Annotated in this window: 17 protein-coding genes; 9 read left to right on the top strand and 8 right to left on the bottom strand. The window is 47.1% G+C overall.

Going from position 1 to position 15,151, the window contains the following annotated elements; translation table 11 throughout:
- The 5 genes from mltG to fabD form a co-directional block, all read right to left on the bottom strand.
- Positions 1-1,170, bottom strand: coding sequence for an endolytic transglycosylase MltG (gene mltG, locus AYK67_RS16365; protein ID WP_068089409.1), 1,170 nt, complete (start codon positions 1,168-1,170; stop codon positions 1-3).
- Positions 1,171-1,285: 115 nt separating this feature from the next.
- Complete coding sequence (gene fabF, locus AYK67_RS16360; RefSeq protein WP_068089405.1) at positions 1,286-2,551, bottom strand: beta-ketoacyl-ACP synthase II; 1,266 nt, start codon at positions 2,549-2,551, stop codon at positions 1,286-1,288.
- Between the two features lie 109 nt (positions 2,552-2,660).
- Entirely contained in the window at positions 2,661-2,897 is a 237-nt protein-coding gene (locus tag AYK67_RS16355) for an acyl carrier protein (RefSeq protein ID WP_068089402.1), read from the bottom strand.
- 265 nt (positions 2,898-3,162) lie between these two features.
- Positions 3,163-3,900: a 3-oxoacyl-[acyl-carrier-protein] reductase gene (fabG, locus tag AYK67_RS16350; protein ID WP_068089399.1), complete on the bottom strand. Its 738-nt coding sequence runs from the start codon at positions 3,898-3,900 to the stop codon at positions 3,163-3,165.
- Between the two features lie 50 nt (positions 3,901-3,950).
- Complete coding sequence (gene fabD, locus AYK67_RS16345) at positions 3,951-4,898, bottom strand: ACP S-malonyltransferase (protein WP_068089396.1); 948 nt, start codon at positions 4,896-4,898, stop codon at positions 3,951-3,953.
- Between the two features lie 490 nt (positions 4,899-5,388).
- Between fabD and rpsF the strand changes: the two genes are divergently transcribed.
- The 8 genes from rpsF (at position 5,389) to AYK67_RS16305 (ending at position 12,528) form a co-directional block, all read left to right on the top strand.
- Positions 5,389-5,793: a 30S ribosomal protein S6 gene (rpsF, locus tag AYK67_RS16340; RefSeq protein WP_068089393.1), complete on the top strand. Its 405-nt coding sequence runs from the start codon at positions 5,389-5,391 to the stop codon at positions 5,791-5,793.
- A gap of 6 nt (positions 5,794-5,799) precedes the next feature.
- Positions 5,800-6,042, top strand: a complete 243-nt coding sequence (gene rpsR, locus AYK67_RS16335; protein ID WP_068089389.1) for a 30S ribosomal protein S18 — start codon at positions 5,800-5,802, stop codon at positions 6,040-6,042.
- 146 nt (positions 6,043-6,188) lie between these two features.
- Complete coding sequence (rplI, locus tag AYK67_RS16330; protein ID WP_068089385.1) at positions 6,189-6,785, top strand: 50S ribosomal protein L9; 597 nt, start codon at positions 6,189-6,191, stop codon at positions 6,783-6,785.
- A gap of 430 nt (positions 6,786-7,215) precedes the next feature.
- Positions 7,216-8,844: a peptide ABC transporter substrate-binding protein gene (locus AYK67_RS16325; protein ID WP_068089383.1), complete on the top strand. Its 1,629-nt coding sequence runs from the start codon at positions 7,216-7,218 to the stop codon at positions 8,842-8,844.
- A 68-nt stretch (positions 8,845-8,912) separates the two neighbouring features.
- Complete coding sequence (gene oppB / locus AYK67_RS16320) at positions 8,913-9,836, top strand: oligopeptide ABC transporter permease OppB (protein ID WP_068089380.1); 924 nt, start codon at positions 8,913-8,915, stop codon at positions 9,834-9,836.
- A gap of 9 nt (positions 9,837-9,845) precedes the next feature.
- The gene (locus tag AYK67_RS16315; RefSeq protein ID WP_082735889.1) at positions 9,846-10,799 is read left to right on the top strand and encodes an ABC transporter permease subunit; all 954 of its coding nucleotides are present in this window, start codon (positions 9,846-9,848) and stop codon (positions 10,797-10,799) included.
- An 8-nt stretch (positions 10,800-10,807) separates the two neighbouring features.
- Positions 10,808-11,677, top strand: a complete 870-nt coding sequence (locus AYK67_RS16310) for an ABC transporter ATP-binding protein (protein ID WP_068089377.1) — start codon at positions 10,808-10,810, stop codon at positions 11,675-11,677.
- Positions 11,674-12,528 carry an ATP-binding cassette domain-containing protein gene (locus tag AYK67_RS16305; protein ID WP_068089374.1) on the top strand — a complete coding sequence of 285 codons (855 nt, stop codon included), beginning with the start codon at positions 11,674-11,676 and terminating at the stop codon, positions 12,526-12,528. The genes AYK67_RS16310 and AYK67_RS16305 overlap by 4 nt, the downstream gene beginning before the upstream one ends.
- 20 nt (positions 12,529-12,548) lie before the next feature.
- Here the strand turns inward: AYK67_RS16305 and AYK67_RS16300 are convergent, their stop codons facing one another.
- On the bottom strand, positions 12,549-13,235 hold the full coding sequence (locus AYK67_RS16300) for a DUF502 domain-containing protein (protein WP_156453206.1): 687 nt from the start codon (positions 13,233-13,235) through the stop codon (positions 12,549-12,551).
- Between the two features lie 256 nt (positions 13,236-13,491).
- Here AYK67_RS16300 and AYK67_RS16295 point away from each other — a divergent pair, with 256 nt between their 5' ends.
- Entirely contained in the window at positions 13,492-13,860 is a 369-nt protein-coding gene (locus tag AYK67_RS16295) for a YbaN family protein (protein ID WP_068089631.1), read from the top strand.
- A 9-nt stretch (positions 13,861-13,869) separates the two neighbouring features.
- Here AYK67_RS16295 and AYK67_RS16290 read toward each other — a convergent pair whose 3' ends face one another.
- A complete protein-coding gene (locus AYK67_RS16290) occupies positions 13,870-14,214 on the bottom strand; it encodes a gamma-glutamylcyclotransferase family protein (RefSeq protein WP_156453202.1) in 345 nt (114 codons plus the stop codon).
- Positions 14,215-14,493: 279 nt separating this feature from the next.
- Positions 14,494-14,874, bottom strand: coding sequence for a VOC family protein (locus tag AYK67_RS16285; RefSeq protein WP_068089366.1), 381 nt, complete (start codon positions 14,872-14,874; stop codon positions 14,494-14,496).
- Between the last annotated feature and the right edge of the window lie 277 nt (positions 14,875-15,151).

Below are 15,151 nucleotides of genomic sequence, written 5' to 3'. Positions count from 1 at the left end.
TTAGTTGTTCTTTTTTTCTTCGGCCTGCTTGCGGCGCTTTTCACGCTCTATTTTGCGCCATTTAACAACATTTCTTTGGTGCTGTTTATAGGTTTGCGCAAAAATATGTCCACCAGTACCGTCAGCCACAAAGTACAAGTCTTTTGTATTGGCCGGGTTCGCTACTGCATTCAGAGCATCACGGCCCGGGTTGCCAATTGGTCCTGGAGGAAGGGCGCGAATTTGATAGGTGTTATATGGGTTTTTAGCTTTTAACTCAGAGCGTTTTATCGCAGAGCGGTCTTTTGTCCATGCATCTCCCCCATACAATCCGTAGAGAATAGTCGGATCAGATTGTAAAGGCATTTTCTTACGCAAACGATTAACGAAAACCGCAGCGACCATTGGTCGCTCATGGGCAACGCCCGTTTCTTTTTCAACGATAGAGGCGAGAGTTGTTAACTCTTCAGGAGATTTTATTGGCAAATTCTGATCGCGACCTTCCCAAGCCAAAGCCAGTTGCTTTTTCATAGCCATTTGCATTTTAGCAACAAGTTCCTGACGGGTCATACCACGGGCAAAGCTATATGTTTCTGGCAGTAACGAACCTTCATCCGGCGTGGATTTTAGCTCACCAGTTAATACCTTGTTTGCATTGATACGTTGAACGATTTGTTTGGATGTCCAGCCTTCAGGGAAGGTAATCGAATAATAAATAGCTTTGCCGCTGGTAAGTATTTCCATAATTTTGTGCATGGAAACACCGGCTGGTAAGGCGTACTCACCTGCTTTTAGATGGGCATGCTGTTCATAGATGCGCACACCTGCTTCAAAGATATAAGCATCGCGAATAATTTTCCGCGCTTCCAGCTCATTAGCAATGTCGCGTAGCCGTGCACCCGACTTAACCATAAATGCGGTTTCTTGTTTTAAAGGTCCTGGCTCATCGAACGATGTCTTACCAATGTAAATTGCCACAACAGCCGCGATAACAGCAAAGACAGCCAAGGTAAGTAAAAAGTTCAAAATGGCGATAAACGGACTACGCCCTTTACGCTTTACCGGTGGTGGGGGCACATCGGGAATAATTGCTTGGCGCGCACTTTTGGGTCTGTTGTATTCGACGTTATTTTGCGCTGGCGCTTCTGGGTTATTACCCTCACTCTGCCCGTTGTCAGTGGACTGTGCCATACTCACCTCTAATTACATCGCCCTTTTACAAGGCAATTAAATCTTAAAGACCTTAAAAAAAAGGCCAGAAACCGCACTGCGAATTCTGGCCCCTTAACTATTTAGGGATCAACGATTATGCATCAACTTTTTTAAGTACAAGCGATGCATTTGTACCACCGAATCCAAAACTGTTGGATAATGCATAATCAATCTTCATTGGCTTAGCCTTGTTTGGCACCAAATCGATTGGTGTTTCCACAGAAGGATTATCAAGATTGATTGTCGGCGGTGCGATTTGATCACGTATGGCCAAGGCGGTAAAAATTGCCTCAACGGCGCCTGCAGCACCAAGCAAGTGACCAACAGATGATTTAGTCGAAGACATGGTCAAATCTTTAGCGGAATCCCCAGCCAAACGCTCTACGGCACCTAATTCGATTTCGTCACCAAGTGGTGTTGAAGTACCATGGGCGTTGACATAATCAACGTCAGCCAGTGAGATGCCAGCACGTTTTAGCGCGGCCTGCATACAACGATAACCACCATCTCCATCTGAGGCTGGTGCTGTAATGTGGTAGGCATCACCAGAGAGGCCATAACCCACAACTTCGGCATATATTTTTGCGCCACGTGCTTTGGCGTGCTCGTATTCTTCCAACACGACAACGCCTGAGCCTTCACCCATTACAAAACCATCACGGTCTTTATCATAGGGGCGCGATGCCTTTTCCGGCTCATCATTGTAACCGGTGGAGAGTGCTTTACAGGCGTTAAAGCCAGCAATACCAATACGACAGCAAGAACTTTCAGTACCACCTGCAACCATTACATCGGCATCGTCAAGAGCGATCAAACGGGCGGCATCGCCAATGGCGTGCGCACCGGTGGAGCAGGCTGTAACAACAGCGTGGTTTGGCCCCTTAAGGCCATGACGGATGGAAATCTGGCCACCAGCCAAGTTAATCAAACGGCCAGGAATAAAGAACGGACTGACACGGCGCGGGCCTTTTTGCTCCATCATAACGGCGGTTTCAGCAATACCTTGCAAGCCACCAATACCGGAACCTACCAACACGCCAGCGCGGCATTTTTCTTCTTCACTCTCGGCTTTAAAACCTGAATCTTCCAGAGCCATATCAGCGGCTGCAATGGAAAATAGAATAAAATCGTCAACCTTACGGCGCTCTTTTGCGCTCATCCAGTCATCTGGATTAAAGGTTCCATCGGCTCCGTCGCCAAGAGGCACCTGACAGGCAATCTTGGTTTGAAGATCGTCTGTTTCGAAGCCTTCGATGCGTGCGGCACCGCTTTTGCCTTCAAGAATTCTCTGCCATGAAATTTCTGCTCCGCTTCCTAGCGGGCTCACCATGCCAATACCAGTGATGACGACTCGACGCATGACCTTGCACTTTTCAAAAAGACCATAAGCCCAATGGATTTATGGTAAATAAAACAGAAATAGGCGATGAGCTGTAAACAGCTCATCGCCATGATACCATTTCTGGTGATTAGTTCTGCTTAGAACTGATGAACTTAACAGCATCACCAACAGTCTGGATGGATTCTGCTGCATCGTCAGGGATTTCAACGCCGAACTCTTCTTCGAAAGCCATAACCAGCTCTACGGTGTCCAGGCTGTCTGCACCCAGGTCGTCGATGAAGCTAGCAGCTTCAGTAACCTTGTCGGCTTCAACGCCGAGGTGCTCAACAACGATTTTTTTTACCTGTTCCGCAACATTGCTCATTTTTAGTCCTCAAGTGGTTTCAAGGTAGTTTTCAGTCCGCAGCGCGGGCCCTTCATATGGTTGATTGATGTATACTATAACATCTTGAGTTTTTCAGATCATTATTGCCATTAGTATTTGTAATAGTGATCTCAACCGGACCCCCGCTTGCAAGAGGAAACTCTAATCGGCGGGTTGGTAGCACACTTTATTTGCGTTGACCACCCATCAAAGAAAGAAGCCTCAGTTCTCAAAAGAAAAGGCAATAATCTGCCCTCTCCGGTTATTAAATCATGGCCATTCCGCCGTTTACGTGCAGCGTTTGACCTGTCACATATGCAGCTTCATCACTCGCCAAATAAACAGCCGCAGAGGCAATTTCAGCCGCTTCGCCAAGACGTCCGGCAGGAACGCTTGTTAAAATCGAATCGCGTTGTTTATCATTGAGTTCATCAGTCATTGCTGTGGAAATAAAGCCAGGTGCAATGGTGTTAACAGTGATACCACGGCTAGCAACTTCGCGGGCCAAAGACTTGGACATACCAATCATGCCAGCTTTTGCCGCAGAATAGTTCACCTGACCCGGGTTACCTGTGACGCCAACAACAGAGGTAATACCGATAATGCGACCAGTACGGCGCTTCATCATGCCTTTAATGGCAGCGCGACAAATACGGAAAGTTGCAGAAAGGTTGACTTCCAGCACCTGATCCCACTCGTCATCTTTCATGCGCATGAAAATATTGTCGCGGGTAATGCCAGCGTTATTTACCAGAATATCAAGGCCACCCATAGCCTCTTCGGCACCAGGTACCAGCTCGTCAACACTGGCACGATCAGAAAGGTTCGCCGCTTTAATGAATGCGCGCTCTCCAAGATCTGCAGCAAGCTTTTCAAGTTTCTCAACGCGGGTACCGGATAATGTAACCACCGCCCCTTGAGCATGCAATGCACGGGCGATTTCTTCGCCAATACCGCCGGTCGCACCAGTGACCAGTGCACGTTTGCCGTCTAAATTGAACATGCCGCTTATCTCCTCGGCTTTTTTAAAATTACGATTGCTTTCGAAGCCAATCAGGCTTCGGTAATTTGCGCAATAAATGCATCAATATCTTCACTGCCGTTAATCGCCACAGCTTTTGCAGATTTTTCGATACGCCGCACCATGCCCGACAGCACTTTACCTGCACCAATCTCAAGCAATGTATCGACCCCCTGGCCAACCATGAAAGAAACGGACTCACGCCAGCGAACGGTTCCTGTCACCTGCTCAATCAAGCGCTGCTTGATTTGTGCCGGATCGACAATTTCGCTAGCCAGAACGTTTGCCACCAACGGTACAGATGGGGCATTCATTTGTACTTCTTCAAGTGCTTGCGCCATTTTTTCTGCAGCCGGCGCCATGAGCGCACAGTGGAACGGTGCGGATACAGGTAGCATAACAGCGCGGCGAGCGCCATTTGCTTTGGCGATTTCGCAGGCACGCTCAACAGCACTCTTATGGCCGGAAACCACGACCTGACCACCACCATTGTCGTTTGCTGCTTGGCAGATTTCCCCTTCAGCGGCTTCGTCCGCAACTTTCATCGCAGCATCAAAGTCCAAACCAAGGAGAGCTGCCATCGCACCCTCACCTACTGGTACAGCTGCCTGCATGGCCTGACCGCGCGTGCGCAATAGTTTTGCCGTGTCTGAAATAGAAAAAGTTCCAGCAGCTGCAAGAGCTGAGTATTCGCCCAATGAATGGCCTGCCACATACTTAGCGGTTTTTGCTAGGTCTAATCCTTTGGCTTCCAGAACGCGAATGGTAGCCAGAGAGACAGCCATCAATGCAGGCTGGGCATTTGCCGTGAGTGTAAGTTCTTCTTGTGTCCCTTCCCACATAATTTTTGAAAGGGACTGATTGAGAGCAGCGTCAACTTCTTCAAATACAGCGCGGGCCTCTGGATAGTCTTGGGCGAGGTTTTGCCCCATTCCAATGGCCTGACTGCCCTGTCCTGGAAAAGTGAATGCAAATGTCATTTTCTGCGTGCTCCAACTCTTAATTCGTGACCTTTTGCCAAGTGATTCATTTAAGGCACCTTAGCAAAGGTGGTACAATTATTCTGCGATCTTTTCGCCCTCTAAAGCATCACACTCCAGAAACAAGCCTCAAGTATCCCAAAACAGCACCTATAACCCAACGTAACCCTAGGTTTTTGCCATATGATCGTGGGTTCAGCTGCGCGGACATGAGCCGTTTAAACACACAAAAGTCAAGTGCCCAATTGCAAAAACCAGCTTTTTTGAACAGAACCTCTTGTGTTTTGGCGGATATCAGCTATAAGCAGCCTCGCATTTTTCGTATTTCGGCCGGGAGCTGAAAGATAGGTGGCTTTTGCCATAGGAATCAAAGTGATTGCGTCTATCCGTGTTCCCGCTCTTGTTAAAGACACTTCTCGCCTAGAAGCTCTAGTGCACGAAGAGGCTTTGCGCCAGATACGAATAATACATAACCAGAAAGGCATATCACATGGCGCTCTACGAGCACGTGGTTCTGGCTCGCCAGGACATTTCTACCCAACAGGTGGAAGCGCTGATTGAACAGTTTAAAACTGTTCTTGAAGAAAATGGTGGCAAAATCTCCAAGATTGAGCCATGGGGTCTTCGTACCCTTACTTACCGCATCAACAAAAACCGTAAGGCACACTATGTGCTTATGAACGTTGATGCACCGCATGCAGCTGTTGCTGAAATGGAACGTCAGATGGGCCTGAATGAAGACATTCTGCGCTTCATGACAGTTCGCGTTGACGAACTGGACGAAAATCCATCTGCTATGATGCAGAAAAAAGACCGTGACGATCGCCGTCGCAGTGACCGCCCGCAAGGTGGTCGCGAGCGTGGTCCTCGTCGTAACGAAGCTGCAGCGGAGTAATCGAAAATGGCTGAATCTTCTCCAGCACGTCGCCCTTTCTTCCGTCGTCGCAAAACCTGCCCGTTCTCTGGTGCTAACGCCCCAAAGATCGATTACAAAGACATCCGTCTTTTGCAGCGTTATATTTCCGAACGCGGTAAAATCGTTCCTTCCCGTATCACCGCCGTTTCTGCAAAGAAACAGCGTGAACTGGCAAAAGCTATCAAGCGCGCGCGCTTCCTCGGCTTGCTGCCATTCGTGATCAAGTAAGCACGATTTAAGCTTATAAAGGCCGGCCTTGCTGGCCTTTTTCTTCTCTTACCCTGTTAAGAGAAGCCCGGTTGAAGCCCTCGGGAGTTCCGTTTGCGGCTTCTAACTGCCCACGAGGGCAGGACAGCAACTCCTTGGAGAGAAAAATGAAAGTTATTCTTCTTGAGCGCGTGGCCAAGCTTGGCCAAATGGGTGACACTGTAACAGTACGTGACGGCTATGCCCGTAACTTCCTGTTGCCACAAGGCAAAGCCCTGCGCGCAAACAAAGCAAACCTCGAGCGCTTTGAAACTGAACGTGTTCAGCTTGAAGCTCGTAACCTTGAGCGCAAGCAAGAAGCTGAAGCCGTTGCTGAAAAGCTGGCTGGCAAGAGCTTTATTGCTATTCGCGCTGCTGGTGAAACCGGCCAGCTCTACGGTTCTGTTGCTTCACGCGACATTGCCCAGCTGGTTAACGACGGTGGCTTCTCCATCGTTCGCGGTCAGGTGACACTGCGTCAGCCAATCAAAACAATTGGCATTCACGAAGTGATTATTTCCCTTCACCCAGAAGTGGAAGTTACTGTTTCCATCAATGTTGCGCGTTCTGAAGACGAAGCTGCACGTCAGGAAGCAGGTGAAGACCTCACCACTCGTGAAACCGATGCCTTCGAATTTGAAGAAGACGAAGAAGAGCTGGAAGACGGCGAAGAAGCTGTTGAAGGTGATGAAGAAGTTGAAGCAGAAGAAGAATCCGAAGCTTAATTCGCTCATCTGTTGCTTAGTTAAGAAGCGGGCCTTGAGGTCCGCTTTTTTAGTTTTCCCCCTCCCCCCAATATGCTGTCGAACAACGACCACTAGAATCATAATAAATTGTTGAGCAGCCTGCTTCTTGGCCTTAAAATTACTTTTTGATTTTTTTCAAATATCAACGAAGAGTATATACAATCTTCGTTTTCCCAATAGTGCAGTCGTATAATCCCTTACAATATCATCACTATTTGTAATTGTTGTATTTATCCTGGCAACTGGGACTTACCTACCTATTTCAGTTAAAATTTGAGAAAAATTTTCCTATTGATGTTCCTGTATGAGACAAATAGTATTCTTAGATCAATAAGAAAAAAAATGAATTATTTTTATGCCTTACGGCATTATCCGCAGTGTATCCATGTAAGTTACTGAGGGGAAAATCATGGGTTATTTAAAAAGGTCAATTCTTGTAAGTGTCTGTACTTTTTCATTAAGCTGCTCCTTGAGTTTTGCAGCTGGAACGCACCCAGAAACGGGCGAAAAACTTGCTGAAGATCAAACTTTTACCTATAGAATTCTTGATGAACATGCCTCGCTTGACCCGCAACTTGCCGAGGATGTGACCGGCGCTGAAGTTTTGCGGGATTTGTTTGAAGGGCTTTACAACCAAGACAAGATGGGCAATCTGGTTCCCGGCGTGGCGCTTTCCCATGATGTAAGCGCAGACAAGACCACTTATACGTTTTATTTGAGAAAAGACGCTGTCTGGTCTGATGGTAAGCCGGTCACAGCCCACGATTTTGTATTTGCTTGGCGTCGCTTGGCTAGTAAAGAGCTGGCCTCCCCCTATGCCTGGTTTATCGAACTGATGAATATCGAGAATGCCGGCGCTATTGTTAAGGGCGAGAAAGACCCTAAAGAGCTTGGGGTTAAGGCCATCGATGACCATACTCTGCAAGTTAAATTGCAAACTGCCCTGCCCTATTTCCCACTCATGACCATCCATGCCTCGACATTCCCAAGCCCGCAATGGGCTATTGAAGCACATGGTAAAGAGTGGACGAAACCGGGCAATATGGTTTCCAATGGTGCCTATGTACTGGCAGAACATGTCCCGCAAGAGCGTTCAGTGCGGGTGCGGAATGAGAAATACTGGAATAATGACGCGACTTTTATTGAAAAAGTAGTGACTCTGGTCATTAACGATGAAAACGCTGCTTTTACGCGTTTTTTAGCGGGCGAGTTGGATCGTACTAAAGTACCGACTGGTAAGTTCCCAGAATTGAAAGAAAAGTATCCGGAAGAAACCGTCGTGTTTCCAAGGCTTTGCTCATATTATTACAATATCAACCTGAGTGATAGCGCCCCTGAGAGCTTGCGCGACAAGCGGGTTCGGCAAGCCTTGGCGTATGCTGTTGATCGTAAAATCATAACCCAGAATGTAACCAAGGCTGGCCAATTCCCGGCATTTACATTTACACCGGAAGTTACCGCCGGATTTAGTGCACCTGAAGTTCCCTTTGGCAAAATGAGCCAGCAAGAGCGCGATGAAAAAGCACGCGAGTTACTCGTAGCAGCGGGATATGGCAAAGATAATCCCCTCAATCTGTCATTGCTCTACAATAGTTCTGAATCACATAAGAAAATTGCCATTGCTATTTCACAGATGTGGAAGCAAAAGCTTGGCGTTCAAACCACACTTGCCAATATGGAATGGAAAACGTTTCTTGAGCGGCGCGGCAAGCAAGACTACGAGATTGCCCGGGCTGGCTGGTGCGGTGATTACAACGAAGCTTCGACCTTCCTTGATTTGATGCATAGCCAATCGGGATATAACGATTCCAAATACAACAATCCCGATGTTGACAGGCTACTTAAAGAGGCGAAAACCGCTGATAACCCGCAGGAAAATTACACAAGGATTGAGCAGATTATTGCCGAGGATATGCCGATTATCCCGATTTATCATTACACTGAAGATTACATGATGCGGGCAACCTTGAAAAACTGGCCCACAAAGAATGCGGAGCAAAACTGGTACTCGAAAGACCTTTATAAAGTAGCTGAATAGCGGTGTTTGCGGGTGGCGTAACCCGCTGCCCGCCTTCCACTTTTACCATTCAATAATTGGAAAAACACATGCTCAGTTACATTTTGCGCCGCTTGGCGGTGGCGCTGCCCACGCTGCTTTTGCTGGTGGTGGTCTCGTTCCTGATGATGCAGTTGGCACCCGGTGGGCCGTTTACCTCAGAGCGTCCCTTACCGCCCGAAGTTCTGGCCAATATCGAGGCTCAATATGGGCTTGATAAACCATTGTTTGAGCAAATGCTGCGCTATATTGGCGGTATTCTCGTTGATTTCGATTTCGGTCCCTCATATCGCTACAAGGACCGCAGTGTGAACGATATTATAGCCGCCGGATTTCCTGTTACGCTCACCTATGGTTCCATCGCTTTTGTGCTGGCGGTCGTTATTGGTGTTTCCTTGGGTATTGCTGCTGCGCTCAACCATAACAGCTGGCTGGATTATTTTGCCGTTGGTATTTCGATTGGTGCGCAGGTGCTGCCCAATTTTGTAATGGGGCCTTTATTGGTGCTGGTGTTTGTACTGGCGCTGGAATGGCTGCCCGGCGGTGGTTGGAATGGCGGTAAGTGGCAACATATTGTCCTGCCAGTTATTGCCTTATCTACCAGTTACATGGCCTCTATCGCGCGGCTCACCCGCTCTTCCATGCTGGAAGTCTTACATATGGATTTTATCCGCACCGCAAGAGCCAAGGGCTTACCATCGCACTACATTATCTGGCGCCATGCGTTAAAGCCCACGTTAATGCCTTTATTCTCTTACCTTGGGCCTACATTTGTCGCCATGGTTACCGGCTCGGTGGTGATTGATTTTTATTTTGCCACGGGTGGCATTGGTTATTTCTTTGTGAACTCGGCCTTTAACCGCGATTATGCCGTGATGATGGGCATTACCATACTCTTTGGCAGTTTAACCATTACTTTCAACCTCATCGTCGATTTGCTCTATGCATGGATCGACCCGAAAATTCGTTATTAGGAGGCGATTATGCGATTTTCGTTGGCAGAGCGCTTCTCTATTTTTAACGGGTGGCGTCGCACTGAAAAGGACGCGTGGACACCGCAAGAGCTGCCTGCGGGGCGCTCGTTATATGCAGATGCAAGAAGGCGGTTTTTGCGTAATAAAGCTGCTGTTTGCAGTTTGGCAGTGATACTGCTGGTCTTTATATTCTCGCTAGTTGGCCAGATGATAACACCTTGGTCTAACGAGGAAATTGATTGGGAAATCATGGGCTCGGTCAGCGATTTGGGCAAGCCCTCCCTGACCAACGGACACTATTTTGGTACTGATGATCTGGGCCGTGATTTATATGCCCGTGTGGTTCAAGGGACCCGCATTTCACTCATGGTGGGATTGGTGGGTACCTTAATTGCGGTGGTGGTTGGCACGCTTTATGGCGCAATTTCTGGTTATGTGGGCGGGCGCACCGATAACATTATGATGCGGATTGTCGATATATTGCAATCTGTGCCCTACATGTTTGTTATCATTCTGCTTCTCGTGGTGTTTGGTCGCTCGGTGATTATGCTGTTTGTGGGGATTGGCCTGCTTTCTTGGCTGGATATGTCGCGGATTGTGCGCGGGCAAACGCTTTCACTCAAAAACAAGGAGTTTGTAGAAGCGGCACGTGCTAGCGGTGTGCCAAGTGCTGTAATTATCCTACGCCATATCATTCCCAATTTACTTGGTATTGTGGTGGTTTATGCCACGCTTTTGGTACCCAATATGATTTTGACCGAGAGCTTTATTTCGTTTCTCGGGCTTGGCGTGCAAGAGCCGAATACCAGCTGGGGCGCTTTAATAAGCGAGGGAGCATCAAGCATGCAATATGGCACCTTGTGGCAATTGTTCTTCCCATTGTTTTTCTTCGTAATTTCACTGTTCAGCTTCTTTTTTGTGGGCGATGGCCTGCGCGATGCGTTGGACCCCAAAGACCGCTAGGAGCACCCATGAGCCTACTTGAACTGAAAGATTTAAAGGTCCGCTATAACACACCCGAGGGTGTTGTGCGGGCTGTTGATGGTGTGAGCTTTGCAATTGATCGGAGTGAAACCCTAGCCATTGTTGGGGAAAGTGGCTCTGGCAAAAGCCAAAGTTGTTTTGCGGCCATGGGCTTACTGCCCAAGAATGCTGAGGTTAGCGGCTCTATAAAATATCAAGGTGAAGAAATTATTGGTGCTTCTGAAGCACTATTAAACAAGCTGCGCGCTAATGAAATGGCGATGATTTTTCAAGATCCAATGACCTCACTCAACCCCTATATGCGTATTAGTACGCAAATGAGTGAAGTGCTGCGTTTTCATCCTGTTATGGGCAAAAAGCTCAGCGGACGCGAGGCACATCAAGCCTGTATCGACATGCTGGATGCCGTGAAAATACCCGATGCCAAAAACCGCATTAAAAGTTTTCCGCACGAATTTAGTGGCGGTATGCGACAGCGGGTGATGATTGCCATGGCATTACTTTGCAAGCCACAACTTTTGATTGCGGACGAGCCCACAACGGCGCTGGATGTGACGGTACAAGCGCGCATTATGGACCTGTTGATGGAGCTGCAACGGGATTTGAAAATGGCGATTATTCTTATTACCCATAACCTTGGCCTTGTGGCAGGGAGTTGTGCGCGTACTTTGGTTATGAACCACGGTAAAATACTGGAAGCCGGTGAAACAACCGCGATTTTTTCCAATCCGCAACATGCCTATACGCAGCATTTACTTGATAGCATGCCACGATTGCATCCGAAAAAGTCAGCTCCTACAATGAGTTCCATTCGTGATGATGCGGCTCCCACACCATTAGGCGAGGCATCTCGATGACAATACCCTTTTTAAAACTTGATGATGTGCGGGTTTACTATGAGAACCACAGCCCTAAAACCCTGCCCTGGCAAAGGCCGCTGGTTATTAAAGCCGTCGATGGTATTTCTTTTGAACTTGATGAGGGCGAAACGCTTGGCATTGTTGGAGAATCCGGTTCTGGAAAGTCTACATTAGCCCGAACCCTATTACAGCTGGTCCCCGTTTATTCCGGCGCTATTTGTTTTTCAGGGCAAGACCTTGTCGGGGCAAGTTCTAAGCAAATGCGCCGCGTGCGGCGTGACATACAAATGGTGTTTCAAGACCCGCTTGCCTCTCTTAATCCGCGTTTGACTGCAGAGCAGATCATTAGCGAGCCATTAAGGACGCATTTTCCCAAACTATCTCGACAGGAGGTCAAGGGGAGCGTGCATAAACTGATGGAGCGTGTGGGGCTACAGGCCAATATGTGCAACCGCTACCCCCACGAGTTTTCTGGAGGACAATGCCAACGAATTGGAATAGCGCGCGCTCTGATAACCAATCCCAGGCTTTTGGTTTGCGATGAGCCGGTTTCTGCTCTGGATGTTTCCGTTCAAGCTCAAGTTCTTGATTTACTACAGGAACTGCAAAGAGAACTAAGCTTATCCATGCTGTTTATTGCGCATGACATTAGCGTTGTGCGGCAAGTGAGTGACCGCATCATGGTGATGCATCATGGCAGAATGGTTGAGTGTGGGCCGAGTAGCCAAATAATTGACGAGCCGCGAGAAAAGTATACGCGCGAGTTGATTGCGGCTATTCCTATCCCTGATCCAGTCTTGGAGAAGCAGCGATTGGCGCAGCGTAGCTTAGCTGCGCCGCAAATTTAACCAATAAATCGCCCTACCCTTTATGAAGAGGTTTTACTATCCGCTTTATGCGTGGGGCCTTTCTCCCCTTCCAGCTCTTTTATGCCCGCCAGTTTTTTCGGGTATTCGGGGCTGACGAGGCCTGCTGAAATCACCAGTTTAGCGGCATCTTCAACGGACATTTCCAGCTCCATAATATCTTTTTTAGGTACAAATAGCAGAAAACCGGAGGTGGGATTTGGGGTGGTTGGCAAAAACACCGAAACCATTTCATCGTCTTGTTCGAGTTTCGCTGCCACTTCTCCTTTGGTGTTTGTGGCTAGAAATACAATAGCCCATAGACCTTTGCGGGGATATTCGACCAAACCAGCCTTGGTGAAGGTTTGCCCTTTTTCTTGTAGCACTGTTTCAAAAATCTGCTTCAAAGCTGAATAGATATTGCGCACTAGCGGCATGCGGCCAACGATTGACTCACCAATACTTAAGAGCGTACGCCCCGCAATATTGGCGGTTAAAAAACCTAAAAGGGTGAGCGCAATTAAAACAACGATAAGTCCTACACCCGGAACCTCAACTGTTAAGTATGTGTCTGGGTTATATTTTTCTGGAATCCAAGGTAGTATCCAGCCATCAATTAACTGGATCAGCGACCAACTGAGATAAAGTGTAATTCCGATGGGTCCTGTGATGACCAAACCCGTAAAGAAATAATTGCGTAATTTTGTCATAACCCCTTGTTTTTGTGGTTTGACATTGAGCTGAGTAGTGCCCTTTAAATCATTTTCCGGTTTATTATTCATAGATCCCGCCATGGGCTTTAAACTCTGCGTTGTATTAAGCTTGATAATAGTTTATGAGTTTAAAACTCATAATTAATTGCATATAATGCCGTTGAACATTAAATCACCAAGTTCCTATAGTAATTGGTGTTTATATATGATTTTGCAAGGCTTTTTTGCAGGTAACCATAGCTTGGAGGTAACATTGCAAAGGCATTTCTACAACTTCCTAGGGCTCGTTTTTTTAGGTATCGGAACACTAGGCATTATCCTCCCCCTTTTGCCAACTGTCATCTTTTATATTATTGCTGCTGCTTGTTTTGCAAAGAGTAATCCACGGCTAGAGGCCTGGATTTTGGAGCGGCCGCACATTGGGCACTATGTCATTGCCTGGCGAAACAACCGTGCGATACCGCGAAACGGAAAAATTGCAGCAATAATTGGCATGAGCGTAGGTTATCTATTCTTTTTATTAAGTGTAGATAGCCAGCTATTGGTTAAGGTAATCGTTGCACTCACGTTTGTTGCCATTGGCTTGTATATTATTAGTAAACCCGGCTACGTGCCTGATTAATAACAATATTTATATTACTAAATCTGGGTGCAGCACGTAAACATGAGCCATAATCTGGCGACCATCGGCAAGCTCGACCGGTGTTTGCACCCGTTGGTACTCTACGCCCTCATAAGTATCAATTTCGGTCCAAAACTGGTGCAAATCGTGTGAACTTAGTACCTTACCGTGTACATAGGCCGCGTTTTCATCGAGAACTATGGCCGGGTAACCCTGACCGGTTGACCAGCCGCGGTCCAGATAGCGGGCTTTGACTTTTGCGTCGTGCCAAGTCCCCCCTGCCCTTGCCAGTAACTTACCCATAGAAGCATCGGGTGCGAGGGAACCGTAAACGAACAAATGTTCTCGTTTCAATATGCCAGCCTTTGTGAACGGAAAATATGCGCATTAATTTACCATTGCTGACATAACGAAATCATATGATAAAAGCAAACTCGCAATAACTATTATTCTTTGCTCAGTGCATGCCTAAGAGCCTGTGTTTTGTTGAAACGACTTAACGTGCGAGCAATTTCACAGAAATCGCTTTAGGAATTGCAAGCGGAAAACAACATTAAAGCAGTTTGCTTAAACCTATTATTTTTGACGCTTATTCTTACCCGAAAACCAGCATCCACTTTTTGGGAATGCGCTCTAACTAATATTAGAGGTATCCGTGGCGCAAACACGCAGACGATGCCCGTCAGGATCGTTCGCAACGAAAGTATAGCCAAACGCAAGGTCTTGCGGCGGCAGCTCAATATTCACCCCCATATCACTCCATTGGCTATGAAGTAAATCAACGGTCTTTCTGTCCACATCGCTCAATGAAAGCTCTACGCCACCAAAGTGTTCCTGCGCTTTAGGGTCGATGCCTTCTTTTGCCTGAAGACCTAACATAAAGTCTCTTTCAAGAAGAAACAGCGAAAACTCTTCAAAGCTTTGAACAGGTGCCTTACCCAGTATTTTTTTATAGAAATCAGTGCTGTCTTTGACATTAGAAACATATAAAATAACACTATTTGGATTAAACATGCATGTCTCCCAATAATTGGTAGTACTGTAAAACCTGCTGAAACAACATTTAAACAGCGGATACACTCTTGACGCTATGTATTTTGTTGCAAAATCGACGCACCACACTTGCACGAACACTGTCATGATCTGTCAAACGTGTTTATATTGCGCCTGTGATATATTTATGACTTAATCGCTATAAGCGATCGGGAATTTTGTTGAAAGAGTTTACAAAAGAAGTTTTTTTGCTGAAAATAATTCGACGCATACACGCTCATAGCGATTTTATGCGACA

Origin of the sequence: Polycladidibacter stylochi (genome assembly GCF_001562055.1) — a bacterium.
Classification (GTDB): domain Bacteria; phylum Pseudomonadota; class Alphaproteobacteria; order Rhizobiales; family Stappiaceae; genus Pseudovibrio; species Pseudovibrio stylochi.
The sequence above is the reverse complement of the archived record's forward strand: the minus strand, read 5'-3'. Positions and strand labels throughout refer to the sequence as shown.

What these genes read in the sequence shown, in the direction of transcription:
- mltG (WP_068089409.1), bottom strand. Translation starts at nt 1,170, where the DNA reads ATGGCACAGTCCACTGACAACGGGCAGAGTGAGGGTAATAACCCAGAA.
- fabF (WP_068089405.1), bottom strand. Translation starts at nt 2,551, where the DNA reads ATGCGTCGAGTCGTCATCACTGGTATTGGCATGGTGAGCCCGCTAGGA.
- AYK67_RS16355 (WP_068089402.1), bottom strand. Translation starts at nt 2,897, where the DNA reads ATGAGCAATGTTGCGGAACAGGTAAAAAAAATCGTTGTTGAGCACCTC.
- fabG (WP_068089399.1), bottom strand. Translation starts at nt 3,900, where the DNA reads ATGTTCAATTTAGACGGCAAACGTGCACTGGTCACTGGTGCGACCGGC.
- fabD (WP_068089396.1), bottom strand. Translation starts at nt 4,898, where the DNA reads ATGACATTTGCATTCACTTTTCCAGGACAGGGCAGTCAGGCCATTGGA.
- rpsF (WP_068089393.1), top strand. Translation starts at nt 5,389, where the DNA reads ATGGCGCTCTACGAGCACGTGGTTCTGGCTCGCCAGGACATTTCTACC.
- rpsR (WP_068089389.1), top strand. Translation starts at nt 5,800, where the DNA reads ATGGCTGAATCTTCTCCAGCACGTCGCCCTTTCTTCCGTCGTCGCAAA.
- rplI (WP_068089385.1), top strand. Translation starts at nt 6,189, where the DNA reads ATGAAAGTTATTCTTCTTGAGCGCGTGGCCAAGCTTGGCCAAATGGGT.
- AYK67_RS16325 (WP_068089383.1), top strand. Translation starts at nt 7,216, where the DNA reads ATGGGTTATTTAAAAAGGTCAATTCTTGTAAGTGTCTGTACTTTTTCA.
- oppB (WP_068089380.1), top strand. Translation starts at nt 8,913, where the DNA reads ATGCTCAGTTACATTTTGCGCCGCTTGGCGGTGGCGCTGCCCACGCTG.
- AYK67_RS16315 (WP_082735889.1), top strand. Translation starts at nt 9,846, where the DNA reads ATGCGATTTTCGTTGGCAGAGCGCTTCTCTATTTTTAACGGGTGGCGT.
- AYK67_RS16310 (WP_068089377.1), top strand. Translation starts at nt 10,808, where the DNA reads ATGAGCCTACTTGAACTGAAAGATTTAAAGGTCCGCTATAACACACCC.
- AYK67_RS16305 (WP_068089374.1), top strand. Translation starts at nt 11,674, where the DNA reads ATGACAATACCCTTTTTAAAACTTGATGATGTGCGGGTTTACTATGAG.
- AYK67_RS16300 (WP_156453206.1), bottom strand. Translation starts at nt 13,235, where the DNA reads ATGACAAAATTACGCAATTATTTCTTTACGGGTTTGGTCATCACAGGA.
- AYK67_RS16285 (WP_068089366.1), bottom strand. Translation starts at nt 14,874, where the DNA reads ATGTTTAATCCAAATAGTGTTATTTTATATGTTTCTAATGTCAAAGAC.